A 24,018-nucleotide genomic window follows, 5' to 3' on the forward strand; every position below is an offset into this window, starting at 1 on the left:
CACCCGGCCGACGGAGCGGCCGCGCTGCCGCCGTGATATCCCACAAGGGCCGAACCGGGCGTGCCGGTGCGGCGGGTGGACGTGACGCGGAGGCGGGGAGCGGATGGCAGAGCTGACCGGGGTGGTTTTCGACGCGGTCGACGCGGAGGCGCTGGCGGGCTTCTGGGCGGCGGCGCTCGGGTGGCGGACGGACGCGGGTGGCAGCGTCGTACGGCCGCCGGACGGGGGTGTGGAGCTGCGGTTCAGGGCGGACGGGCGGCCCAAGCAGGGGAAGAACCGGCTGCACCTGGATCTCGCCGGCGGGCCGGCCGAGGTGGCGCGGCTGCTGGGGCTCGGCGCGGTGCGGGTCGACATCGGGCAGGGCGAGGTGCCGTGGGAGGTCCTCGCCGACCCCGAGGGCAACGAATTCTGCGTGCTGCCCGAGCACCGCGGACCCGCGGACGCCCGGCTCGCCCAGCTGTGCCTCGACGCGGACGACCCCGCCACCCAGGGTCCCTTCTGGGCCGCGGCGACCGGCTGGACGGTGGTGGAGCGCGCCGCGTGGGGGGTGTGCCTGCGCGACCCGGCCCGTACCGGCCCCGCCCTGGTGATGGGCCCGCCCGCCACCGCGAAGACCGGCCGCAACCGGCTGCGCTTCCTGGTCGCAGGCGACGCCCCCGCCTTCCTCGCCGACCCCGAGGGCAACGAGTACGAGGTGGGGCCGGTTCTCGGCTGAGCCGGCGGCGCCACCCTCAGACGCGGAAGACCCCTCCCGCACCCGCCACCCAGCCCTCCCGCGCCGGGCCCGCCATCGCGTCGTACGGAGAGCGGCTGTAACACGCCGGCGGTCCCGTGCATCGACTACGGGTAAGACACGCCGTCCGGAGGGAGTCGCCCGCAGTGCGACAAGCACAGACCAAGGCGTACATCGAGTTCGCCCAGGCCAGAACACGGCCGTTGTACCGCTCCGCATGGTTGCTGACCGGTGGTGACAGCCACCTCGCCGAGGACCTGGTCCAGGAGACGCTGAGCCGGATGTACGTCGTCTGGGGGCGTCGATCGGACAAGCTCGGCAATCCGGCCGCGTACGCCCAGACCGTCCTGGTGCGGAACTTCCTGATGCACCGGCGCCGCCGCGCCACCACCACAGAACGGCTGACCGCCGAGCCCCCGGAGTACGGACGGCAGCCGGCCGCGGGCGGCGCCGGTGACGTGGCGCTGCGGATGACGCTGCTCGACGCGCTCACCCGGCTCAGCCCGAAGGACCGCGCGGTGCTCGTGCTGCGCTACTGGGAGGACCGCAGCGTCGAGGACACCGCGGAGGCCCTGCAGGCGTCGTCGGGCGCGATACGCACCCGTACCGTCCGCGCCCTGGAACGGCTGCGGGCCGAACTCGGGGAGCAGGCCGCCGATCTCGTCCCGCGATGAGGCGCACGCCCAATCCGCCCCCGCTCGCCGGCACCACCCACCGCCCGTCCGCACGCCCAGCGCGCGCGTGCCCACCAGACGAGGATCGCCCATGCCCGAATTCGAGGACGCACTCAGCACCGCCCTCCGGCAGGCCGCGGAAGCCGTCCTGCCCGACAGCCCGCTGCGGCTGGTGTCCGAGGCCCACGCCCAGGGCCGCAGGATACGACGGCGGCGCAAGGCCGCGATCGTGACGACGGCCGCCGCCGTCGCCGCCGCTGTCGCGGTCGGCGGCACGGTCGTCGCCACGTCACTGTCCGGCGGCCACCGCACCGACGCGATCGCCGCGGGCCGTCCGACACCGCCGTCCGGCCAGCGGGAGCGGGACGCGCGGATGCACGACGCCCTGACCACGCTGCTGACCCCCGGCACCCTCACCGGTATACGCACCGAGGACAGCGCGGCGAGCGAGGCGAAGGAGGGACAGGCGCCCGCGGCCGGTGTGGCGGCCAAGTTCACCGACAGCCGCGGCACCGCGGTGGTGTCGGTCTTCGTGACCCGCAAGCCCGCCGGTGCCCAGCCCATGGGCGTGTGCCCCCCCGCCCGCGTGGGCGCCTCCGACGGCCCGTGTCACGTCTTCACGTACAAGGACGGCCGGACGATCGTCAGCCAGGTCGTCGTCGAGGCCCCCGACGACTGGCTCGCGTCGACCTACGAGACCGGCGACTACCAGGTCGCCGTCAACCAGCTGTGGTTGCCGAAGCCGGGCGCGCACTCCAGCGGTCTCCCGACGACCGTCGCGCCGCTGACCGTCGCGCAACTGACGTCGATCGCCGAATCCGACCTCTGGCGCACCATCGCCGCGGGAATGCCGGTGCCGCCCCGGTCGGCAACGCTGCCGTTCAGGCTGATCGAGACGACCCCCTGGTCCTAGCTAGGGCCTGTCCGGCGGATCTTGCCGGGCCCGCGACGCCCGGCACCGCACCCCTCCCCCTGCCTTCGGCGGGAGGTGGTCCCAGCGTTGTCGAATCGTCCTTGTACGACCCGGTACGAGGACGATTCTCCGCCTTGCGATGTACGGCACCGGACGCCGCAGGCTGATCCGCCAAGATCCGCCGGACAGGCCCTAGGCTCCGGCCCTGGCGGGCGTCGGCACGACGAAACGGTCGGCATCACGAAGGTGATGCCGACCGTTTCGTCGGTGTGACCGGACGGCTTTCGCCGGTCTCCGCTGGTGTCCGAGGGGGGACTTGAACCCCCACGCCCGATAAAGGGCACTAGCACCTCAAGCTAGCGCGTCTGCCATTCCGCCACCCGGACGGGTGTGACGACACGGCCTCGCGGCCGTGGCGACGGGGTAAACCATAGCAAAGATCGGGAGGGCCGAATCACCGCAGGCGGGGGCGCGCGCGAGGGGTGAGCCTTGGGGGTCGCGGGGGGTGCGGGGCAGGATGGGGGAGGCATCCGTCGCGCGCGGCGGGCGGGTGGGTGACGAGGAGGAGAGACAGCGTGAGCGAGTCCAGGCCTGGCAGTACGGACAGCGGAACAGTCACCGGTGAGGACGAGGTCGTCGACCTGTGCAGTGAGCTGATCAGGATCGACAGCAGCAACTACGGCGACCACTCCGGGCCCGGGGAGCGGGCCGCGGCTGAATACGTCGCGGCGAAGCTCGCCGAGGTCGGGCTCGACCCGCAGATCTTCGAGTCGCACCCGGGCCGGGCCTCCGTGGTCGCCAGGGTCGAGGGCGTGGACCGGTCGCGGCCCGCGCTGCTCATCCACGGGCACACCGACGTCGTACCGGCCAACGCCGACGACTGGACCGTGCACCCCTTCTCGGGCGAGGTCGCCGACGGGTGCGTGTGGGGCCGGGGCGCGGTCGACATGAAGGACATGGACGCGATGACGCTGGCGGTGATCCGCGACCGGCTGCGCTCGGGACGCAAGCCGCCGCGGGACATCGTGCTGGCCTTCCTCGCCGACGAGGAGGCCGGCGGCACCTACGGCGCCAAGCACCTGGTCGCCGAGCACCCGGACCTCTTCGAAGGCGTGACCGAGGCGATCGGCGAGGTCGGCGGCTTCTCCTTCACCGTCAACGACGACCTGCGGCTCTACCTGATCGAGACCGCGGAGAAGGGCATGCACTGGATGCGGCTCACTGTGGACGGCACGGCCGGCCACGGGTCGATGACCAACAAGGACAACGCGATCACCGAGCTGTGCGAGGCGGTCGGGCGGCTCGGCCGGCACGAATTCCCGGTCCGCGTCACCAAGTCCGTCCGCGGCTTCCTCGACGAGCTGTCCGACGCGCTCGGCACCGAACTCGATCCGGAGGACATGGAGTCGACGCTCGCCAAGCTCGGCGGCATCGCCAAGATGATCGGCACCACGCTGCGCAATTCCGCCGCCCCGACGATGCTCGGCGCGGGCTACAAGGTCAACGTCATCCCCGGCCAGGCCACCGCCCACGTCGACGGGCGCTTCCTGCCCGGCTACGAGGACGAGTTCCTGGCCGACCTCGACCGTATCCTCGGCCCGCGCGTCAAGCGCGAGTCCGTACACAGCGACAAGGCGGTCGAGACCGACTTCGACGGCGCCCTGGTCGACGCGATGCAGGCCGCGCTGGTCGCCGAGGACCCGGGGGCGCGGGCGGTGCCGTACATGCTCTCCGGCGGCACCGACGCCAAGTCCTTCGACGACCTGGGCATCCGCTGCTTCGGCTTCGCACCGCTGCGGCTGCCGCCCGAGCTGGACTTCGCCGGGATGTTCCACGGGGTGGACGAGCGGGTGCCGGTCGACGGACTGCGCTTCGGCGTCCGGGTGCTCGACCGCTTCATCGAACACAGCTGACCCGTCGGTCATGTGTACCCGTTCCGGTGACCTCCTTCGCCGGTACGGGTGAAAGGCCCGATCCATTCGTAGCTCTATTCCTCAGGAGGTCGTTACGACGGTGTGGTCAGCAGGCTGGGGCCGCACTTGTCCATGAGGAGGAATGAGAATGATCAAGAAGGTCGTCGCCGCTGCGGTCGCCACCGGCGGTCTCGTGCTCGCGGGTGCGGGCATGGCTGCCGCCGACTCCGGCGCCCAGGGCGCCGCGGTGCAGTCCCCTGGTGTGCTGTCGGGCAACGTCGTCCAGATCCCCGTCCACATCCCGGTGAACCTCTGCGGAAACACGGTCTCCGTGATCGGGCTGCTCAACCCCGCCTTCGACAACACCTGCGTCAACGACTGATTCCGCCGCGGCCGCGCCCTCTGCGCGGCCGACGCCGGATCGGCCCCGGGCGCACCCACCTGCGTTCCGGGGCCACTCGCCATTTCCAGGCACGTCCCCGAACACGGGGGAAGGTTAGGGGTAACAAATGCGACAGGTCTCCACAAAGGGCCTGCTCACCGTGGTCGCCACCGGCGGCGTGATCGCCGCGACCGGCGGTCTGGCACACGCCGACGCGGGCGCGTTCGGTGCGGCCGCGGACTCGCCGGGCGTGCTGTCCGGCAACCAGGTCCAGGTCCCGGTGCACGTCCCGGTCAACGCGTGCGGCAACACCCTCAACGTGGTGGGCCTGCTGAACCCGGTGTTCGGCAACCACTGCGCCAACGTCTCCGCCCACCGGGGCGGCCCGGGCGGCTCCGGCGGTTCCGTCGCCCACGGCGTCGCCCACGGCTCGCCGGGCGTCGGCTCGGGCAACTCCGTCCAGGCACCGGTGGACGTCCCGGTCAACCTGTGCGGCAACGGCGTGACGGTCATCGGGGCGCTGAACCCGACGTTCGGCAACGACTGCGCCAACGTCTCCACGCCGCCCAGCCATCCCGGCACCCCGGGCATGCCCGGCCCGGGTCATCCCGGTCATCCCGGACACCCCGGACACCCGGGGAATCCGGGTACGCCCGGCACTCCGGGGATCCCCGGCACCCCGAGCACCCCGGGCACCCCCGGTACGCCCGGCTCCCCGGCCACCCCGGTGACCCACCGCACCCCCGCGGTGCCCGGCACGGGCACCGGCGGCGGCACCCTCGCGCACACCGGCGCCGACGGCATGGCCATCAGCTCCTTCGCCGCCGGCGCGCTGCTCCTCGGCGGCGCCCTGCTCTACCGCCGCGGACGCGGAGCCCGGGGCTGAGCCCGTTAGGGCGCGGCCACCCGGCCGGCCCGCAGCGGGACCGGCCCGAGCGGGTCACCTCACCAGGTGGCCCGCACCTGACGGATGATCCGGCGCCTGAGCCGTACGCGTCTGCTCCCGTCGGGATAGAGGCGGAGCCGGTCGACCTCCCAGTGCCCGTACTCCGCCTCGTCGGTCAGCAACCGTGTCGCGTCCTTGCGGGAGACCCCACGCGGCACGTACATCTCTCTGAATTCGTATTCCGGCATCGCATCTATTGTGCAAGCAACGCCCCGGTGCGGATAGCGTCTCCCTCATGTCTGATGACGTGCAGCCCACGGCGGCCGAGGTCCGTGCCGCAGTCGAGGCGGTCAAGGCCGCGCTCGACCGGCATCTCGACGCGATCGAGAAGCGCAGCGGCGAGGACGACCCCGCCGTTCACGAGGCGTTCGAGGCGCTGGCCTCGGCCGCCGAGTCGTACGACGAGTTGCTGTACGAGGCCTACGACGAGGTGACCCCGCTCGAAGTGCCCGCCGGCGGCTCGATGCCGGAGTACGAGGGTCCCCTGGAGCCCGAGGCGATCAGCGTGCTGATCCGCCGCGACTACACGATCGTGGCGCCCGACCGGCTCTTCTCGCAGGCCAGACATGCGAGCGAGGACACCGACGGATCGGCCACGGCGACCGTCAACGCGGCGCTCGGAGTGATCTTCGGGGAGTACGAACCCGACGAGATCGCCCAGCGGCACAAGGACTTCGGCTTCGAGGAGGGCGACTCCACGGTGTGGGTCTCCGCCGTGGAGCCGGCCGAGCCGGGGGAGTGGCTCGAGGCCCCCTTCGACCAGGCCGACCCGCACGTGGTGGTGTGCCGCTTCGACGTCAGCGCGGTCTTCGACGACGAGCTGGGCGTGCTCGGCCGCGACTGACCGGCGCCGGGCCCCGGGGGTCGCGCCCCCGGGGCCGCGCGCTCAGCCCTGCGCGGTCAGCTCGCGCAGGACGGAGACCAGCCGGGTGGTGCGCTCGGTGGCCGGCGGGCCCGCCACCGCCTGCGCCAGCTGCTGCTCCGCGCCCTGCACCACCGAGAGGTGGCGCTCGCCGCGGCCGAACGCCGTATAGACCCAGGAGCGGGTCAGCAGCGGCCCCGCGTCGCCCGGTACGACCACCACCGCGGCGGCCCAGCGCATACCGGCGGCCTGGTGGCCGGTCACCGCCCAGCCGTGGCGCACGGTGGCCGCCACGTCATCGCGGGGGACGACGACCGGTCCCCGCTCGCACTCCAGCCGCAGGCCGTCCTGCTCCGCCCCGGTCACCGTGCCGGGCAGCGTACGACCGGGCACGGGCACGTACACGACCCGGTCGCCCGGGTCGAAGCCGCCGAAACGGCCCGGGCCGGGGTTGAGGCGCTCCTTCAGCGCGGAGTTGAGCGCCCGGGTGCCGACCGGGCCGCCGTGGCCGGTGGTGACCACCTGGACCTGCGCCCCCTCGACGCCGAAGGCCCGCGGGACGGAGTCGGCGACCAGCTGGACCGTACGGTGCACGGCCTCGCGCGGGTCGCGCACCGGCACCACCACGACCTCCTTGCCGGGCGCCTCCACCGCGGTCAGCTCGCCCTCGCCGACGCAGGACACCAGCTCGCCGATCGGCCCCGGGTCCGGCGTGCGGGACACCACCCGCGGGCAGACGCGGGCCGCCAGCAGGTCCGCGAAGACCCGGCCGGCGCCGGCCGACCACAGGGCGTGCGGGTCGCCGCTGAGCACCAGCCGGGCGCCGTCGGGAACCGACTCCACCAGGGTCGTGGCCTCCTCGACGGACAGCTGCGGTGCGTCCACCACGGCCAGCAGGTCCAGGTCCAGGCTGCCGTCCGCGGCCCGGCCAGGGCCCTCGGTGCCCGAGAGCAGGCCGTCCACGGTCACGGCCGCGTCCTCGCCCACCGCGGCGGCGAGCCTGCGGCGGCCGTTCTCCGTGTACGCGGCGGCGTACGCCCGCAGGCCGGCGGTCCGTGCGGCGGCCACCAGGGCGGCGGGCTCCGCGCGGGCCGCTTCGCCGCCGGAGTGCACGACCAGGCCGCTGCCCGCCGCGGCCCTGATCAGCTCGGCGGCGGACGGCGTCGGGGCGGCGGCCTGCGCCCAGCCCGCGCCGTCGTCATCCAGGGACCGCAGCAGGCGGAAGAAGCCCTCGGCGAGGCTCTCCTCGGCCATCGCGTAGCGGTCGAGGCCGAGCAGCAGCGAGACGTCCGCGGCGTCCGCCGCGTCGTCCTCGCCCTCCTGGAAGACCAGCACCTGGCCGTCCGCGACGGCCGCGGCGACCGCGGCCTCCGGGTCGGGCACGGCGTATCCGCTCAGCGCGGCGTGCAGGTCGGCGGGCGCCAGCGCGGTGTGGCCGCGCAGGGCGGCGTCCTCCAGCACCCGGGCGACCAGCGCCCGCCCCCGCCGCTCGTCCCCGGGCCCGACGGCCCCGCCGAGCAGCCCCCGGGCGAACGCGTCCCCCTGCTCCACCCGCACCCCGCCGATCCCGAGCACCAGCCAGGGGTCTTCCCGCAGCTCCCCAGCGGCCCCCTCCCCGAGCACCCGCACCACTTCCCCGGCCAACTCCCCGGGCGCCCCACCTTCCACCAACACGGCAGCAGCCGCGGCAACGGCCCCGCCATCCAGCCCAACACGCCGCCCCCCACCCCCCAGCGCCGAGCCGCCTGCGGCGGGCGCCGCCGCCCCGGTGCCGGGTGCGGTGCCCTGCGGGCGACCTGAGGGTGCCGTTCCCCTGCCGGGGTGCCCGGGGGAGTCGTCTGCCGGGCCGCCCAGCGGCTGCGAGCCACCTGCGGCGCCCTCAGCCGGTGCGCCCTGCGGCTGCGAGCCGCCCGCGTCCGGTGCCGCCCCTGTACCGAGGTGCCTGGGGGAGTCATCTGCCTGGCCGCCCAGCGGCTGGGAGTCGTCCGCGTCCGGTGCCGTCGCCCCCGTGCCGGGTCGCCCGGGTGCGGTGCCCTGCGGGCGACCTGAGGGTGCCGTTTCCCTGCCGGGGTGCCCGGGGGAGTCGTCTGCCTGGCCGCCCAGCGGCTGCGAGCCACCTGCGGCGCCCTCAGCCGGTGCGCCCTGCGGCTGCGAGCCGCCCGCGGCGGCTGCCGCCCCGGTACCAAGGTGCCCGGGGAAGTCGTCTGCCGGGCCGCTCTGCGACTGCGAGCCGCCCGCGGCGGCTGCCGCCGGTGCGCCCTGCGGCCGCGAGTCGCCCGCCTCCGGTGCCGTCGCCCCCGTGCCGGGTCGCCCGGGTGCGGTGCCCTGCGGGCGACCTGAGGGTGCTGCTCCGGTGCCGGGCTGTCCGGGGAAGTCGTCTGCCGGGCCGCTCTGGGGCCGGGCGTCGCCCGCGCCCCCGTCTGCTGCTCCGGTGCCGCCCTGCGGCTGCGAGCCGTCCGCGTCGGCGTCCGGCGCTCCGGTGGCCGGGCTTCCGGGGGAGTCGCTCGCTTCGTCGGCCGCGTCTCCGGCTCGGGCCGGCTCGGCCGCCGGGGCGTCGGCGCCCGTCTCATCCTCCCGGGCCTCGGCCGCCGAGGACCCGGCCGCGGGGCTGCCGGTGGGCCCGTCCGCGGCCGCCTCGGCCGCCTGCAGGGCGGCCGCTTCCGCCGCCATCGCCTCGCGGCGCTTGCGGCGGGCTTCCGCCGCGTCGCCGCGGGGGGCCGGGGCCGCCGGGCTCTCGCCGCGTTCGATGGAGCGCATGGCCGCCGCGAGGTCGGCGAGGTTCACCGGGGGGCGCCCGGAGGGGGCGGCCGGGGCCGAAGGCGGTGGCGGGGTGGTGGGGGGCATTGCGGCCTCCGTCGGGGGAGCGGGGCGCGGGTTCAGAGCGTGCTCCAGTCGTGGTCCGGGTAGCGGTGCAGCGGCGCCGACACGTCGTCCAGCGCCTGGCGGATCTCATCGGGAAGCGTAAGGGCCTCCACTGACAGCGCGGCGGCGAGCTGCTGGGCGTTGCGCGCGCCGAGCAGCGGGGCGGCCACGCCGGGGCGGTCGCGTACCCAGGCGAGGGCCACGTGCAGAGGGGCGACGGCCAGGCCGTCCGCCGCTATGGCCAGCGCGTCCACGATCAGCGCGGCGGTGTCGTCGAGATAGGGCGCGACGAAGGGCGCCATGTCCTCCGAGCCGCCGCGGGAGTCCTGCGGGGTGCCGCCGCGGTATTTGCCGGTGAGGACGCCGCGCCCCAGCGGCGAGGAGGGCAGCAGCCCGATCCCGAGGTCGAGGGCGGCCGGCAGCACCTCCCGTTCGACACCGCGCTGGAGCAGCGAGTACTCCATCTGCGTGCTGGCCAGCGCGGTCCGCCCGGACCCGGCGAGCTGCCAGGTCGCGGCCTTGGCGAGCTGCCAGCCGCAGAAGTTGGACACCCCGACGTAGCGGGCCCGGCCGGAGCTGACGGCGATGTCGAGCGCCTGCAGCGTCTCGTCCAGCGGTGTGCCCGGGTCGAAGGCGTGCACCTGCCACAGGTCGACGTAGTCCGTGCCGAGCCGCTGCAAGGACGCGTCCAGTGCGGACAGCAGGTGGCCGCGGGAGGTGTCGAAGCGCCGGTCCGGGTCGGGCACGCTGCCCGCCTTCGTGGCGATGACCAGGTCGGAGCGCGGCACCAGGTCCTCGATGAGGCGCCCGAGCAGGTACTCGGCGCCGCCGTCCGCGTAGACGTCCGCGGTGTCGACCAGCGAACCCCCGGCGTTCCAGAAGGTCTTGAGCTGGTCGGCGGCGTCGCGTTCGCCGGTGTTGCGCCCCCAGGTGAGCGTGCCGAGCCCGAGCCGGGACACGCGCAACCCGGTACGGCCGAGGTGCCTATGCTCCATGGGCGCTGAGATTACTGCCCGCACCGCCCTGATGGGCGGCAGTGACGTACCCGACAGGCCCCGGTGGCGCCGCCGCGCGCTACAGTCCGGGGGGACAACGACGTTACTGACCAGTACAAGGGGAGTGCGATGAAGCTCGGGATCAACCTCGGCTACTGGGGCGCCGGTATGGATTCGGACAACCTCGCCGTCGCGCAGGAGGCGGACCGCCTCGGCTACAGCGTCTGCTGGGCCGCCGAGGCCTACGGTTCCGACGGCCCCACCGTGCTGTCCTGGGTGGCCGCGCAGACCGAGCGCATCGACGTCGGCTCCGCCATCTTCCAGATCCCGGCCCGCACCCCGGCCATGACCGCGATGACCGCCGCGACCCTGGACTCCCTGTCGGGCGGCCGCTTCCGCCTCGGCCTCGGCGTGTCGGGACCGCAGGTCTCCGAGGGCTGGTACGGCGTGAAGTTCGACAAGCCGCTGTCGCGCACCCGCGAGTACGTGGAGATCGTCCGCAAGGCGATGGCCCGCGAGCGGCTGAGCTACCAGGGCGAGCACTGGACGCTGCCGCTGCCCGGCGGCCCCGGCAAGCCGATCAAGCTGACCGTGCACCCCGAGCGCGAGCACATTCCGCTCTACATCGCCGCGATCGGCCCGAAGAACCTGGAGCAGACCGGCGAGATCGCCGACGGCGCCCTGCTGATCTTCCCGTCCGCCGCGCACCTGGAGGACACCGCGCTGCGGCACCTGCGCGCGGGCCGCGAGAAGGCCGGACTGACGCTGGACGGCTTCGACGTCTGCCCCACCCTGCCGCTCGCGGTCGGCGACGACGTCGCGGCACTCGCCGACGTCTTCCGCCCGTACACCGCGCTCTACGTCGGCGGCATGGGCAGCCGCAAGCAGAACTTCTACAACCAGCTCGCGCAGCGCATGGGATACGAGAAGCAGGCCGCCGAGATCCAGGACAAGTACCTGGCGGGCGACAAGGACGGCGCCGCCGCCGCCGTACCGCAGGAACTCATCGACTCCACCTGCCTGCTCGGCCCGGTCGCCCGCATCGCCGACGGGATGCGCGCCTACGCGGAGGCCGGGGTCACCACGCTCACCCTGGCCCCTGCGGGCTTCACGCTCCAGGAGCGCGTCGCGGGGCTGCGGGCCGGCGTCGAGGCGCTGGAGCTGGCCGGACTGGCGTAGGACGGGGTTCGCACCGGCATGGGGCGAGGTGGCGGGGGCGGCTCAGCTGGGGACGAGGCGGCCGAGCAGCCGGCCGAAGTCGATCAGCCGGGCTATCTGCCCGGCGCCCCCGTCGTCCAGCGACTTGCTGAACCGGAAGGCCTCCGGCCGGAATTTCGCCGAGGCCACCGGCAGCGGCGAGTCCGGGTCGGCCTGCACCGCGCTCAGCTCGTGCGGCATCGCGGTGGCCAGCACCACGTAGACGCCCCGGTCGATGCGCCGGCCCAGCTCGTCGTGCCCGACCAGGGTGCGCATCCCGACGTGGCCGATCGAGTCCAGCGGCAGCACCTGAACCGACGAGTCCAGGACCGTACCGCCGGGCGCCTTGGCGTCGGCCAGCTCCTCGCTGTGCCACAGGATCAGCCGCCGGCCGTCGCACACCGCGGCCTCCTGCCACACCGAGGCCCCCGCCTCGGTCAGGTCCACCACCCGCTCCAGGGTGAAACCGCGCACCCGGCGCCGGCCCAGCACCCCGCCGATGGCGTCCAGCGCGACGTCCGCGTGCAGGAAGTACACCTCCGCGGCGTCCTCCAGCCGACCGTACGGAGCCCAGTCGGTGCCGGCGGGGCGCGCCCCGCTCGCAGCCGGGCGGCTCCTCGTCGCCTTGCTGAACATCTCCACCCGCTTCGCGATGCCGACTTCCGAGGCCCGCTCGACCCCTGCTGCACCTTACCCAGGGGGCGGTACGGCGGGACCTATGCCGGGGACAGCGGATCGCAGGAATATCGCGGCGGCGCCGCGGGAAATCAGCGGCCGTGGTGGGGGCTCGGGGGGATCATCCCCGCCACGGCCGTCACCCAGCACAACGGACCGCGCGCGGAAGGGTTACGGTGGCGGACATGCCCACCGCGATCCTTGTCCGGCACGGCCGGTCCACCGCCAACGCCGAGGGAGTGCTGGCCGGCTGGAGTCCGGGCGTCGCCCTGGACGAAGCCGGCCGCGCGCAGGCCACGGCGCTGGCCGCCCGGCTGGCCGCCGTGCCGCTCGCCGCCGTCGTCAGCAGCCCGCTGCAACGCTGCCAGGAGACCGTGGCTCCGCTGCTCGACACCCGCACCGGGCTGCCGCTGCACACCGACGACCGGATCGGCGAGTGCCACTACGGCGACTGGACCGGCCGCAAGCTGGCCGAACTGTCCGACGAGCCGCTGTGGGCCACCGTGCAGCGGCACCCCTCCGCGGCGGTCTTCCCCGGCGAGGGCGGCGAGTCGCTGCGCGCCATGCAGGCCCGCGCGGTCGACGCGGTCCGCGACTGGAACGCGCGGATCGAGGCCGAGCACGGCCCCGAGGCGCTGTACGTGCTGTGCTCCCACGGCGACATCATCAAGTCGCTGGCCGCCGACGCGCTCGGCATGCACCTGGACCTCTTCCAGCGGATCAGCACCGAACCGTGCTCGGTGACCGTCATCCGCTACACCCCGCACCGCCCGTTCCTGCTGCGTCTCGGCGACACCGGCGATCTGGGCGGCCTCGTGCCGCCGCCGGCGCCGGCCGAGGGCGCCGCGGAAGACGCGGTGGTCGGCGGTTCCACCGGCGCCCCGTGATCAGCTTCCGCAGTAGGGTGGTGGCCACACCGCTTCGACGGTGACGGCGACACCGCACAGGCGACACCGCACCGCCCGCACCACAGCCGTCCGCAGCGCACCGCGGATCGCGCACCACAGACACGCAGCCGAGCAAACGGAGCAGGACGTGCCCCGCCAGGTCTTCTTCTACGAGCACCCGGACCGCTTCGTGGCCGGGACGGTCGGACAGCCGGGCCAGCGCTCGTTCTTCCTGCAGGCCACCGCGTCCGGCAGGACCACCAGCGTGGCCCTGGAGAAGACGCAGGTGGCCGCGCTGGCCGAGCGTATCGACGAGCTGCTCGACGAGGTCGTGCGGCGCAGCGGCGGCAATGCCCCGGTGCCCGCCGTCGCCCCCACCGAGATGCACGACACCGGCCCGCTCGAAGTGCCCGTCGAGGAGGAGTTCCGGGTCGGCACGATGGCTCTGGCCTGGGACGGCGCCCACGACCGGATGGTCATCGAGGCGCAGGCGCTGGTCGAGCTGGCAGGTGAGGACGACGACGACGTGGAGGCGGCCGAGGAGGAGATGCTCCAGGACGACGAGAACGGCCCGCCGCTGCTGCGGGTGCTGCTGACCGGCGCCCAGGCCCGCTCCTTCGCCAAGCGCGCCCTCGACGTGGTGTCGGCCGGCCGGCCGCCGTGCCCGCTGTGCAGCCTCCCCCTGGATCCGGAAGGACACGTATGCCCGCGTCAGAACGGGTACCGGAGGTCGGCCTGAGCGCCGCCACCGCGGCACTGGCCGACGGCGAGCTGACCGTACGGGGCCGGGTGCAGGGCGCGTCGAACGCCGTGCTCTACTGCGAGATCGCGCACGAGGGCCGCACCGTGCCGTGCGTCTACAAGCCCGTCGCGGGGGAGCGACCGCTGTGGGACTTCCCCGACGGCACCCTGGCGCAGCGGGAGGTCGCCGCCTACCTGGTATCCGAGGCCACCGGCTGGGGCCTGGTGCCGCCGACCGTGCTGCGCGACGGGCCGTACGGCGAGGGCATGGTCCAGCTGTGGATCGAGTCCGCCGACGCCGACGCGGAGTTGCTGGCCCTCACCGACGACGACGAGCCGGCGGCCGGCTGGAAGGCGGTGGGCGAGGCGCAGGTGGCGCAGGGCCGTACCGCCCTGCTGGTGCACGCCGACGACCAGCGGCTGCGCCGGCTCGCGGTGCTCGACGCGGTCATCAACAACGCCGACCGCAAGGGCGGCCATCTGCTGCCCGCCGCCGACGGCCGGCTCTACGGCATCGACCACGGGGTGACCTTCCACACCGAGGACAAGCTGCGCACCCTGCTGTGGGGCTGGGCCGGCGAACCGCTGCCCGCCGAGGCCGTCACCGTGCTGACCGCCCTCGGCGCCGCCCTGGACGGCGGGTTGGGCGAGCGGCTGACCTCGCTGATCACCCTGGCCGAGACCGACGCGGTCAGGGCCAGGGTCGGCCGGCTGCTGGAGACCGGGCTGCACCCGGAGCCGAGCGGGCTCTGGCCGCCCATACCATGGCCGCCCGTCTGACCTGCGGGCGGCGCTTCGCGGGCAGCGTCGACCGCGGGGTCGGCGCAAACGTGCTGCTCCCTGTCGTTTGACCCGGAGCCGCCCGGTTAATCTCATGACATGCATGCCTGGCCCGCTTCCGACGTCCCTGCCCTTCCCGGCACTGGACGCGCACTCCGTCTCCACGACTCGGCGACCGACGGCCTGGTGGCCGTCGACCCCGGACCGGTCGCCCGCCTCTACGTCTGCGGGATCACTCCCTACGACGCCACCCACCTGGGGCACGCGGCCACCTACAACGCGTTCGACCTCGTACAGCGCGTGTGGCTCGACACGAAGCACCAGGTCCACTACGTGCAGAACGTGACGGACGTCGACGATCCGCTGATCGAGCGCGCCAACGCCACCGGCGAGGACTGGACCGCGCTCGCCGAGCGCGAGACCGCGCTGTTCCGCGAGGACATGACCGCGCTGCGAATGCTGCCGCCCACCCACTACATCGGCGCCGTCGAGGCCGTCCCCGGCATCGTGCCGCTGGTCGAACGGCTCAGGGAGGCCGGCGCCGCCTACGAGCTGGACGGCGACACCTACTTCTCCGTCGAGTCCGACCCGCACTTCGGCGGCGTCTCCCGTCTCGACGCCGCCGCGATGCGCCTGCTGTCCGCCGAGCGCGGCGGCGACCCGGACCGCCCGGGCAAGAAGAACCCGCTCGACCCGATGCTGTGGATGGCCGCCCGCCCCGGCGAGCCCAGCTGGGACGGCGCCTCGCTGGGCGCCGGGCGCCCCGGCTGGCACATCGAGTGCGTCGCCATCGCGCTGGACCACCTCGGCATGGGCTTCGACGTCCAGGGCGGCGGCTCCGACCTGGCCTTCCCGCACCACGAGATGGGCGCCTCGCACGCCCAGGTGCTCACCGGCGAGCACCCGTACGCCAAGGCGTACGTGCACGCCGGGATGGTGGCGCTGCACGGCGAGAAGATGTCGAAGTCCCGGGGCAACCTGGTCTTCGTCTCCACCCTGCGCCGCGAGGGCGTCGCGCCGGCCGCCATCCGGCTGGCGCTGCTCGCCCACCACTACCGGGCGAACTGGGAGTGGACCGACGCCGTACTGGACGAGGCGCTGGCCCGGCTCGGCCGCTGGCAGGCAGCGGTGTCCCGGCCGGACGGACCGCCGGCCGAGGCGCTGATCGAGGAGATCCGCGAGGCGCTGGCCGACGACCTGGACGCGCCCCGTGCCCTGGCGGCGGTGGACGCCTGGGCGGCGGCGCAGCAGGCGGACGGCGGTACGGACACCGGGGCGCCTGGGCTGGTCTCGCGCGCGGTGGACGCGCTGCTGGGCGTGGCGCTCTAAAGGCGCCGGGCACGTCGGAAGGGCGGCCACCGCTGAGCAAGCGGTGGCCGCCCTTCCGTTCCCCCTCCTCGGGATCGATCCCGGAAGGCCCCGGGTATATTCCCCCCCGGTCCGCCGGAATTCCCCCGCTCCCGAGGAATACCTCGGCCTGCTACCCGCTCACTGCCGCAGGCCGGTCAGTTCCCTGGCATGCCCGGTCGCGTCCTGGCCGGCCAGTAAATTGAGTTCCGCCACCTTGAGCCCGAGCGCGAAGCGTCCTGAGACGCCGAGGCTGGCCATCATGTGGCAGATACGCCGCTGGATCGTCCGATGTCCGCGTGACAGTTTTCTTCCTATCGTGGCGTCGGAAAGACCGTCGCGCATGAGAGCAAGAATGCGGAAATCCACGTCGTCCCAATGTTCGTCGATTGCCATAATCCCCCCCCGGGGAAAACGTTCCAAAGGAATGAACCGTCTTATGGTAACGCGCAGCAGTGGCGTTGCGACAGCGAGAACGGGCGGTCGATGTGACGGAAGGGGCACGGCGGTCCCGACGCGCGAGGCGTAATCGTCACATCTGTTCCCTCCTGCCCGGTCTGCGCGGCCGGAATATCCGCTACCGGCCGACCCCTAGAGAGTGGCAGGCCTGCGCGGGATGGCTTTGGCACTGCGTGCACGAGACCTTGACGATCCGTCTCCGGGTGCCGGGGCCGCCGGCCCGGGAGCGCCGGCGCCCGGGTGCGAGCCGGTGGGCGGGCCGGAGGGGGCCCGCCCGCTCGCGCCCGGTCAGGACGTCCCGTCGTCGGCGCCCCCGTGCTCGGTGCCGTCCTCGCCGCTTTCCGCGCCGTCCGCCGCATCCTTGTCGTCCGGCCGCGGCTGCCTGCCGAGATCGCGGAATTGGGGTACGCCGTCGCCGCCCTCGCTGGCATAACCGCCCGGCTGCGGATCGCGGCGCCGCAGATAACGCTCGAATTCCTTGGCGATCGCCTCGCCCGACGCCTCGGGCAATTCCGCGGTGTCCCGCGCCTCCTCGAGCGTCTGGACGTATTCGGCGACCTCGCTGTCCTCGGCCGCCAGCTGGTCGACGCCGACCTGCCAGGCGCGCGCGTCCTCGGGCAGCTCGCCCTGCGGGATGCGCAGGTCGAGCAGGTCCTCCAGCCGGTTGAGCAGTGCCAGGGTCGCCTTGGGGTTGGGCGGCTGCGACACGTAGTGCGGCACCGCGGCCCACAGGCTGACCGCCGGGATGCCGGCGTGGGTGCAGGCCTCCTGGAGGATGCCGACGATGCCGGTGGGTCCTTCGTAGCGGGACTCCTCCAGATTCAGCGCGGTCGCCAGGTCCGCGTCCGAGGTGACGCCGGTGACCGGGACCGGGCGGGTGTGCGGGGTGTCGCCGAGCAGCGCGCCGAGCACCACCACCATCTCGACGCCCAGCTCGTGCGCGAAGCCCAGGATCTCGTTGCAGAACGAGCGCCAGCGCATGCTGGGCTCGATGCCGCGGACCAGCACCAGGTCGCGGGGCTTGGGCGTCTGGATCCTGACCACCGACAGCCTCGTGGTGGGCCAGGTGACCTTGCGGACGCCGTCCTCCATCCACACCGTGGGCCGGTTGACCTGGAAGTCGTAGTAGTCCTCCGCGTCCAGGGCAGCGAAGACCTCGCCCTTGAACTCCCGGTCCATGTGCCCGACCGCGGTGGAGGCTGCGTCCCCGGCGTCGTTCCAGCCCTCGAACGCGGCGACCATGACCGGATCGATCAGCTCGGGTACCCCCTCAAGCTCGATCACCCGGCGCCTCCTTCCGGCCGGCGGGGGCGTGCCGTCCCCTGACCGGCTGCTGCTGTGCTGCTCTACCTGCGTGCGCCACCAAGCCTACGTGCCCCGACCGTCGCGGAAGGCGGCGCAGTCGCTCTCGGTGGCGGAGAAGTCCACGCAGAGCGCCAGTCCGCGGGCCCGCCGGCCGCGGACGGGCCGGGGGAGCGGGACCGATGACGCCGCGGCCACCGTCCCGGCTGGCGCGGCGGGCGCCGCCACCGGCGCCACAGCCATCACCGCACGTCACAGCCGTGCCGGGCACCTCAGGCTGCACAGCGACGTGAGACGTCGAGACATCCGATCTGTTATCAGAAATTCCGGCCTCCCCCTGGACGGGCACCCGTGCGCGCCGCTATACATCGGATCATCAAGAAAAGATCCGATGTCTCGCGACGGGAGTGTGCATGAGTCCGACCATTACCGAGGTCGACGTGTACGACATCCGCTTTCCGACCTCGGAGCAGCTCGACGGCTCGGACGCCATGAACCCCGACCCCGACTACTCCGCCGCCTATGTCGTGCTCCGTACGGATTCCCCCGGCGGTCTCGCGGGCTACGGCCTGTGCTTCACGATCGGCCGCGGCAACGACGTCGTCGCGGCGGCGATCAGCTCACTGCGACCTTATGTCGTCGGCCGCTCGGTGGACAGTGTCACCGGCGACCTCGGCGCCTTCTACCGGCTGCTCACCCATGACTCCCAACTCCGCTGGCTGGGCCCGGAGAAGGGCGTGATGCACATGGCGGCCGGGGCGGTGATCAACGCCGCCTGGGACCTGGCCGCCCGGCAGGCGGGCCGCCCCGTCTGGGACCTGCTGGCGTCCCTGAGCCCGGACCAGATCGTCGACCTGGTCGACTTCCGCTACCTCAGCGACGCGCTGACCCGCGACGAGGCGCTGGACATCCTGCGCCGCGCGGAACCCGGCCGGGCCGCCCGCGCCGAGAAGCTGCGCAAGGAGGGCTACCCCGCCTACACCACGGAGCCCGGCTGGCTCGGCTACTCCGACGAGAAGCTGACCCGGCTGGCCAAGGAGGCGGTCGCCGCCGGCTTCTCCCAGATCAAGCTCAAGGTCGGCGCCGACCTCCAGGACGACCTGCGCCGGATGCGGCTGGCCCGCGCCGCCGTCGGCCCTGACATCCGCATCGCGGTGGACGCCAACCAGCGCTGGGACGTCTCGGAGGCCCTGGAGTGGATGCGGGCCCTCGCACCGCACGAGCCGTACTGGATCGAGGAGCCCACCAGCCCCGACGACGTGCTCGCGCACGCCGCCGTCCGCGCCGGGCAGCCGGTCAGGGTCGCCACCGGCGAGCACGTCGCCAACCGGGTGGTCTTCAAGCAGCTGCTCCAGGCCGGCGCCGTGGACTTCGTCCAGATCGACGCCGCCCGGGTCGCCGGGGTCAACGAGAACATCGCGATCCTGCTGCTGGCCGCCAAGTTCGGCGTCCCGGTCTGCCCGCACGCCGGCGGGGTGGGGCTGTGCGAACTGGTCCAGCACCTGGCGATGTTCGACTACGTCGCGGTCTCCGGCAGCCTCGACGACCGGGTCATCGAGTACGTGCCGCACCTGCACGAGCACTTCACCGACCCCGTCGTGGTGGAGAACGGGCGTTACCGGGCCCCTTCGGCGCCCGGCTTCTCCGCCCGTATGGTGCCGGAAACGCTGGCCGACTACCGCTACCCCGACGGCCCGGTGTGGCAGGAGCGACAGGAGCTGACCCGATGACCGGCACGACCACCCCTACCGAAGCACCGCAGTCCCCGCGGGACTTCGCCGGCCTGACCGCCCTGGTCACCGGCGGCGCCTCCGGGATCGGCGCCGCCACCGCGGCCCTGCTCACCGCCCGCGGCGCCCGCGTCGCCGTGCTGGACCGCGACCCCTCCGGCGCTCCCGAGGGCACCTTCCCGGTCGCCGCGGACGTCACCTCGGACAGCCAGGTCCGTGACGCCGTCGGCGCGGTCGTACGCGAACTGGGCGGCCTGCACATCCTGGTGAGCAACGCCGGCATCGGTTCCATCGGCACCGTCGAGGACAACGCCGACGAGGAGTGGGCCAGGGTGCTCGACGTCAACGTCCTCGGCATGGTCCGTGCCGCCCGCGCCGCGCTGCCGCACCTGCGGGAGGCGGCCGCCGACCGGCCCGGCTGCGCCTCGATCACCCACACCTGCTCCATCGCCGCCACCGCGGGGCTGCCGCAGCGCGCCCTGTACAGCGCGAGCAAGGGCGCGGTTCTCTCGCTGACCCTGGCGATGGCCGCCGACCACGTACGCGAGGGCGTACGGGTCAACTGCGTCAATCCCGGGACCGCCGACACCCCGTGGATCGGCCGGCTGCTCGACCAGGCCGAGGACCCGGCCGCCGAGCGCGCGGCACTCGACGCCCGCCAGCCGCTGGGCCGGCTGGTGTCCGCCGACGAGGTCGCCGCGGCGATCGCCTACCTGGCCTCCCCGGCCGCGGCGAGCGTCACCGGCACCGCGCTCGCCGTGGACGGCGGAATGCAGGGCCTGCGCCTGCGCCCCGCCGGCTGAACGACCCGCACCACCGCACGAGCACCGCACCCACCGCAACAACCACATCCAGCCGCACCGCCAAGAGCCGACACACTTCCGAAGGGCAGAACTCGACGATGAGACTGCGCAAGACGACCGTCGCCGCCATCGCGGCCCTCCTCGCGGTCACCGCGCTCGCGGGCTGCAACAGAGGCAGCGACGACAAGGCCGGCACGTCCGGCAAGGTGGGCATCGACCTGCCGCGTTCCGACAGCGACTTCTGGAACTCCTACAACAGCTACATCGAGAAGGGCGTCAAGGCCGGCGAGGTCTCCGCGCTGCCCCGCACCAACTCGCAGAACGACATCGGCAAGCTGGTCGCCAACGTGCAGACCTTCACCGACCAGGGTGCCAAGGCGATCGTGATGGCACCGCAGGACACCGGCGCCATCGCCTCCACCCTGGACAAGCTGGCCGGCAAGAACATCCCGGTGATCAGCGTCGACACCCGCCCCGACAAGGGCAAGGTCTACATGGTGGTGCGCGCCGACAACAAGGCGTACGGCACCAACGCCTGCGACTACCTGGGCAAGCAGCTCGGCGGCAAGGGCAAGGTCGTGGAGTTCGAGGGCGCCCTGGACTCGATCAACGGCCGGGACCGCTCCGAGGCCTTCGCGTCCTGCATGAAGACCAAGTTCCCGGCCATCAAGGTGATCGCGCTGGCCACCGACTGGAAGGGCGACGTCGCGTCGGCGAAGCTGCAGACCACGCTCGCCTCCGACCCGGACGTCAACGGCATCTACATGCAGGCCGGCGGCGTCTTCCTGCAGCCGACGCTGGCCCTGCTGGAGCAGAAGCACCTGCTCAAGCCGCCCGGCGCCCCCGGCCACATCACCATCATCTCCAACGACGGCATCCCGGACGAGTTCAAGGCGATCAAGGCGGGCCAGATCGACGCGACGATCTCCCAGCCGGCCGACCTCTACGCCAAGTACGCGCTCTACTACGCCAAGGCCGCGCTCGCCGGGCAGACCTTCAAGCCCGGTCCGACCGACCACCACTCCACCATCGTGAGCATCCCCAACGGCCTGGAGGACCAGCTGCCGGCGCCGCTGGTGACCAAGGACAACGTGGACGACCCGAGCCTGTGGGCCAACCAGCTCGGAAAGAGCTGAGCGCACATGAGCAACGGTCAGGCCTCAACCCCTCCTCCCGCGGCGGTGCACGCCGAGGGCGTCGTCAAGCGCTTCGGTCCCACCGTCGCGCTGGACCGGGTGGGCATCACCGTGGCGGTCGGCGACTCGCACGCGCTGGTCGGCCGCAACGGTGCGGGCAAGTCCACCCTGGTGTCGGTGCTGACCGGGCTGCACGCACCCGACGCGGGCCGGGTCGCCTTCCTCGGCGAACCCGCGCCCGCCCCGGGTGACACCGCCGCCTGGCAGGCCAGGGTCGCCTGCGTCTACCAGAAGTCCATGGTCGTGCCGGACCTGACGGTCGCCGAGAACCTGTTCCTCAACAGATTCGAGCGCGGCCGGATCCGCTGGTCAAGACTGCGGGCCGACGCGGCCCGCCTGCTCGCCGAATACGGCGTCGACGTCGACCCCGCCACCCGGGCCGCCGACCTCACCGTGGAGCAGGGCCAGTTCGTGGAGATCGCGCGAGCGCTCTCCTTCGGCGCCCGGTTCATCATCCTGGACGAGCCCACCGCGCAGCTCGACGCGGCAGGCATCGAGCGGCTGTTCACCAAGCTGCGCGAACTGCAGCAGCAGGGCGTCGCGTTCCTGTTCATCTCGCACCACCTCCAGGAGGTCTACGACCTCTGCAGCACCGTCACGGTCTACCGCGACGCCCGCCACATCCTCACCGCGCCCGTCGCGGATCTGGGCAAGGCGGACCTCGTGGCGGCCATGACCGGCGAGACGGCGCAGTCCGCCACGACCTGGCACGCCAGGGCCGCGGTGGCCGGGAATGCGGCGGAGGCGTCCGCCGAGCCTTCGGACGCCGCCGTGCTGCGGGCCGAGGCGCTCGCCCTGGAGGGCGCCTTCCAGCCGATCGACTTCGCGGTACGCGCCGGCGAGGTCCTCGGACTGGCCGGCGCCACCGCCAGCGGCAACACCGCGCTGGGCGAGACGCTGGTCGGCCTGCGCAGGGCCACCGGCGGCCGGGCGTCGGTCGACGGCAAGGACGTACGGCCCGGCAGCGTGCCGCACGCCCTGAACGCCGGCATCGGCTACGTCCCCGAGGACCGGCACCGGCAGGGCCTGGTGCTCGGCCGCAGCGTGGCGGAGAACGCCACGCTCACCGTGACCGACCAGCTCGGGCCCTACGGCACCGTGCTGCCGTCGCGGACCCGCGCGTTCGCCCAGCGGATGATCGACTCGCTGGACATCAAGACCTCAGGACCCGCCCAGCCGGTCTCCGACCTGTCGGGCGGCAACCAGCAGAAGGTCGTCATCGCGCGGGCGCTGGCCCGCGACCCGCGGGTGCTGGTGGCCATCAGGCCCACCGCGGGTGTCGACGTGAAGTCCAAGGACGCGCTGCTCGGCGTGGTCCGCGGGGTCGCCGACCGGGGGGACGCGGCCGTCATCGTCTCCGACGAGCTGGACGACCTGCGGGTCTGCGACCGGGTGATCGCGCTTTTCCACGGACGGGTGATCGCCGAGTTCGGCAGCGGATGGAACGACCGGGACCTGGTCTCGGCGATGGAAGGGCTGCCCGCGGGCGCGGGCGGCGACAAGGGAGCCGAGGAATGAGTGAGACCACCGAGTTGACCCCCGACCTGGCCGTGCCGGGCAAGGCCCGTGCCGCGGCACCGCGCTTCCAGCTCAGCCGCTACCGCGACCTGTCGCTGATCCCGGTGATCTTCGTGCTGGGCGTCATCGGCTTCATCGTGTCGCCGGTGTTCCTGACCTCCGACAACCTGATCGGCGTGCTCCAGCAGAGCAGCGAGCTGAGCCTGCTGGTGCTCGCCGAGGCGATGATCCTGATATGCGGCCGGATGGACCTCTCCCTGGAGTCCACCATCGGTGTCGCGCCGGTCATCGCGATGTGGCTGGTGCTGCCCAGCAGCGGCCCCGCCACCTTCCACGGCATCGGGCTCTTCCCGACCTGGTCCTCGATCCCGGTCTGCCTGGCCGTCGGCCTGGTCATCGGCGCGGTCAACGGCTTCCTGATCCTCAAGCTGCGGGTCAACGGCTTCATCGCCACGCTGGGCATGCTGACCATGCTGCGCGGCCTGCAGGACGGCGTCGCGCAGGGCAAGTCCATCGTCGCGGTGCCGGCGTCCTTCTCCTACCTCGGCAAGACCGAGTGGATGGGCGCGCCCGCCGCGGTGTGGATCTGCCTGCTGCTCTTCGTCATCGGCGGCCTGGCGCTCGGCTACCTGCGGCACGGCCGGGCCCTCTACGCGATCGGCGGCAACACCGAGGCGGCCAGGGCGGCCGGCATCCGGGTCGACCGGATCACCTGGATCGTGCTGGCGCTCGGCGGCCTGATCGCCGCCTTCGCCGGCGTGCTCTACGCGGGCCACTACGGCGCCATCTCCGCCACCCAGGGCGACGGCTGGATCTTCCAGGTCTTCGCCGCCACCGTCATCGGCGGGGTCAGCCTCAACGGCGGCCGCGGCACGCTCTTCGGCGCCCTCACCGGTGTGGTCAGCCTGCAACTGGTCGTGAACGTCACGACCCTTGGCGGGGTGCCGCCGCTGTGGGACAAGTTCCTCTACGGTGCCATCATCATCGTCGCCCTGATCATCTCCCGCTTCGCCAGCGGCGAGAAGCAGGACTGACCCGAGCCCCGATCCGTACCCGACCCGACCCGACCTGACCCGTACCGACTTCACCCGGTCCGACCGCAG

At 73.2% G+C, this 24,018-nt stretch carries 23 protein-coding genes and 1 tRNA gene; 17 read left to right on the forward strand and 7 right to left on the reverse strand.

Annotation, left to right across the window (positions count from 1 at the left end; genetic code table 11):
* Window positions 1-103: 103 nt before the first annotated feature.
* The 3 genes from BUE44_RS37070 (at window position 104) to BUE44_RS17805 (ending at window position 2,320) form a co-directional block, all read left to right on the forward strand.
* The gene (locus BUE44_RS37070; protein ID WP_073499521.1) at window positions 104-715 is read left to right on the forward strand and encodes a VOC family protein; all 612 of its coding nucleotides are present in this window, start codon (window positions 104-106) and stop codon (window positions 713-715) included.
* 164 nt (window positions 716-879) lie between these two features.
* Entirely contained in the window at window positions 880-1,407 is a 528-nt protein-coding gene (locus BUE44_RS17800; protein ID WP_073499523.1) for a SigE family RNA polymerase sigma factor, read from the forward strand.
* 91 nt (window positions 1,408-1,498) lie between these two features.
* Window positions 1,499-2,320, forward strand: coding sequence for a hypothetical protein (locus BUE44_RS17805; protein ID WP_073499525.1), 822 nt, complete (start codon window positions 1,499-1,501; stop codon window positions 2,318-2,320).
* A 298-nt stretch (window positions 2,321-2,618) separates the two neighbouring features.
* On the opposite strand, the gene BUE44_RS17810 is transcribed toward BUE44_RS17805, so the two are convergent.
* Window positions 2,619-2,706: transfer RNA gene (locus BUE44_RS17810), tRNA-Leu, on the reverse strand.
* Window positions 2,707-2,895: 189 nt separating this feature from the next.
* Here BUE44_RS17810 and BUE44_RS17815 point away from each other — a divergent pair.
* The 3 genes from BUE44_RS17815 to BUE44_RS39575 all read left to right on the forward strand — a co-directional run bounded on the left by BUE44_RS17815 (window position 2,896) and on the right by BUE44_RS39575 (window position 5,501).
* Window positions 2,896-4,233, forward strand: coding sequence for a M20/M25/M40 family metallo-hydrolase (locus BUE44_RS17815; protein WP_073499528.1), 1,338 nt, complete (start codon window positions 2,896-2,898; stop codon window positions 4,231-4,233).
* A gap of 148 nt (window positions 4,234-4,381) precedes the next feature.
* Window positions 4,382-4,615, forward strand: a complete 234-nt coding sequence (chpH, locus tag BUE44_RS17820; protein ID WP_073499530.1) for a chaplin ChpH — start codon at window positions 4,382-4,384, stop codon at window positions 4,613-4,615.
* A gap of 127 nt (window positions 4,616-4,742) precedes the next feature.
* Window positions 4,743-5,501: a chaplin gene (locus tag BUE44_RS39575; RefSeq protein ID WP_073499532.1), complete on the forward strand. Its 759-nt coding sequence runs from the start codon at window positions 4,743-4,745 to the stop codon at window positions 5,499-5,501.
* Between the two features lie 59 nt (window positions 5,502-5,560).
* Here BUE44_RS39575 and BUE44_RS17830 read toward each other — a convergent pair whose 3' ends face one another.
* Window positions 5,561-5,749 (reverse strand): DUF5703 family protein, encoded by a 189-nt coding sequence (locus BUE44_RS17830; protein ID WP_073499534.1) that lies wholly within the window; start codon window positions 5,747-5,749, stop codon window positions 5,561-5,563.
* Between the two features lie 47 nt (window positions 5,750-5,796).
* Between BUE44_RS17830 and BUE44_RS17835 the strand changes: the two genes are divergently transcribed.
* Window positions 5,797-6,405: a hypothetical protein gene (locus BUE44_RS17835; RefSeq protein ID WP_073499536.1), complete on the forward strand. Its 609-nt coding sequence runs from the start codon at window positions 5,797-5,799 to the stop codon at window positions 6,403-6,405.
* A gap of 42 nt (window positions 6,406-6,447) precedes the next feature.
* Here BUE44_RS17835 and BUE44_RS17840 read toward each other — a convergent pair whose 3' ends face one another.
* A complete protein-coding gene (locus BUE44_RS17840) occupies window positions 6,448-9,267 on the reverse strand; it encodes an AAA family ATPase (protein ID WP_235002234.1) in 2,820 nt (939 codons plus the stop codon).
* 32 nt (window positions 9,268-9,299) lie between these two features.
* Entirely contained in the window at window positions 9,300-10,280 is a 981-nt protein-coding gene (locus BUE44_RS17845; protein WP_073499538.1) for an aldo/keto reductase, read from the reverse strand.
* Between the two features lie 129 nt (window positions 10,281-10,409).
* Here BUE44_RS17845 and BUE44_RS17850 point away from each other — a divergent pair, with 129 nt between their 5' ends.
* On the forward strand, window positions 10,410-11,459 hold the full coding sequence (locus tag BUE44_RS17850) for an LLM class F420-dependent oxidoreductase (RefSeq protein ID WP_073499541.1): 1,050 nt from the start codon (window positions 10,410-10,412) through the stop codon (window positions 11,457-11,459).
* Window positions 11,460-11,501: 42 nt separating this feature from the next.
* Here the strand turns inward: BUE44_RS17850 and BUE44_RS17855 are convergent, their stop codons facing one another.
* The gene (locus BUE44_RS17855; protein ID WP_073499543.1) at window positions 11,502-12,113 is read right to left on the reverse strand and encodes a hypothetical protein; all 612 of its coding nucleotides are present in this window, start codon (window positions 12,111-12,113) and stop codon (window positions 11,502-11,504) included.
* A gap of 224 nt (window positions 12,114-12,337) precedes the next feature.
* Here BUE44_RS17855 and BUE44_RS17860 point away from each other — a divergent pair, with 224 nt between their 5' ends.
* From BUE44_RS17860 to mshC, 4 genes are all read left to right on the forward strand, one after another.
* Entirely contained in the window at window positions 12,338-13,039 is a 702-nt protein-coding gene (locus BUE44_RS17860; RefSeq protein WP_073499907.1) for a histidine phosphatase family protein, read from the forward strand.
* A gap of 148 nt (window positions 13,040-13,187) precedes the next feature.
* Window positions 13,188-13,778, forward strand: a complete 591-nt coding sequence (locus BUE44_RS17865) for a DUF3090 domain-containing protein (RefSeq protein WP_073499545.1) — start codon at window positions 13,188-13,190, stop codon at window positions 13,776-13,778.
* On the forward strand, window positions 13,742-14,560 hold the full coding sequence (locus BUE44_RS17870; RefSeq protein WP_073499547.1) for an SCO1664 family protein: 819 nt from the start codon (window positions 13,742-13,744) through the stop codon (window positions 14,558-14,560). The genes BUE44_RS17865 and BUE44_RS17870 overlap by 37 nt, the downstream gene beginning before the upstream one ends.
* Before the next feature lie 99 nt (window positions 14,561-14,659).
* Window positions 14,660-15,889, forward strand: coding sequence for a cysteine--1-D-myo-inosityl 2-amino-2-deoxy-alpha-D-glucopyranoside ligase (gene mshC / locus BUE44_RS17875; RefSeq protein ID WP_073499549.1), 1,230 nt, complete (start codon window positions 14,660-14,662; stop codon window positions 15,887-15,889).
* Between the two features lie 159 nt (window positions 15,890-16,048).
* Here the strand turns inward: mshC and BUE44_RS37075 are convergent, their stop codons facing one another.
* Both BUE44_RS37075 and BUE44_RS17885 read right to left on the reverse strand, forming a co-directional pair.
* The gene (locus BUE44_RS37075) at window positions 16,049-16,303 is read right to left on the reverse strand and encodes a helix-turn-helix domain-containing protein (protein WP_073499551.1); all 255 of its coding nucleotides are present in this window, start codon (window positions 16,301-16,303) and stop codon (window positions 16,049-16,051) included.
* 351 nt (window positions 16,304-16,654) lie between these two features.
* A complete protein-coding gene (locus BUE44_RS17885; RefSeq protein WP_073499553.1) occupies window positions 16,655-17,650 on the reverse strand; it encodes a PAC2 family protein in 996 nt (331 codons plus the stop codon).
* A gap of 431 nt (window positions 17,651-18,081) precedes the next feature.
* Between BUE44_RS17885 and BUE44_RS17890 the strand changes: the two genes are divergently transcribed.
* The 5 genes from BUE44_RS17890 (at window position 18,082) to BUE44_RS17910 (ending at window position 23,949) form a co-directional block, all read left to right on the forward strand.
* Window positions 18,082-19,398, forward strand: coding sequence for an L-fuconate dehydratase (locus tag BUE44_RS17890; protein WP_073499555.1), 1,317 nt, complete (start codon window positions 18,082-18,084; stop codon window positions 19,396-19,398).
* Window positions 19,395-20,201: an SDR family NAD(P)-dependent oxidoreductase gene (locus BUE44_RS17895; protein WP_073499557.1), complete on the forward strand. Its 807-nt coding sequence runs from the start codon at window positions 19,395-19,397 to the stop codon at window positions 20,199-20,201. The genes BUE44_RS17890 and BUE44_RS17895 overlap by 4 nt, the downstream gene beginning before the upstream one ends.
* Before the next feature lie 98 nt (window positions 20,202-20,299).
* Window positions 20,300-21,337, forward strand: coding sequence for a sugar ABC transporter substrate-binding protein (locus tag BUE44_RS17900; RefSeq protein ID WP_073499559.1), 1,038 nt, complete (start codon window positions 20,300-20,302; stop codon window positions 21,335-21,337).
* 6 nt (window positions 21,338-21,343) lie between these two features.
* A complete protein-coding gene (locus BUE44_RS17905) occupies window positions 21,344-22,915 on the forward strand; it encodes a sugar ABC transporter ATP-binding protein (protein WP_073499561.1) in 1,572 nt (523 codons plus the stop codon).
* Window positions 22,912-23,949 carry an ABC transporter permease gene (locus tag BUE44_RS17910; RefSeq protein ID WP_079189847.1) on the forward strand — a complete coding sequence of 346 codons (1,038 nt, stop codon included), beginning with the start codon at window positions 22,912-22,914 and terminating at the stop codon, window positions 23,947-23,949. Before BUE44_RS17905 ends, BUE44_RS17910 begins: the two co-directional genes overlap by 4 nt.
* Window positions 23,950-24,018 lie beyond the last annotated feature (69 nt).

The organism is Actinacidiphila paucisporea, assembly GCF_900142575.1.
Taxonomy (GTDB): Bacteria; Actinomycetota; Actinomycetes; order Streptomycetales; family Streptomycetaceae; genus Actinacidiphila; species Actinacidiphila paucisporea.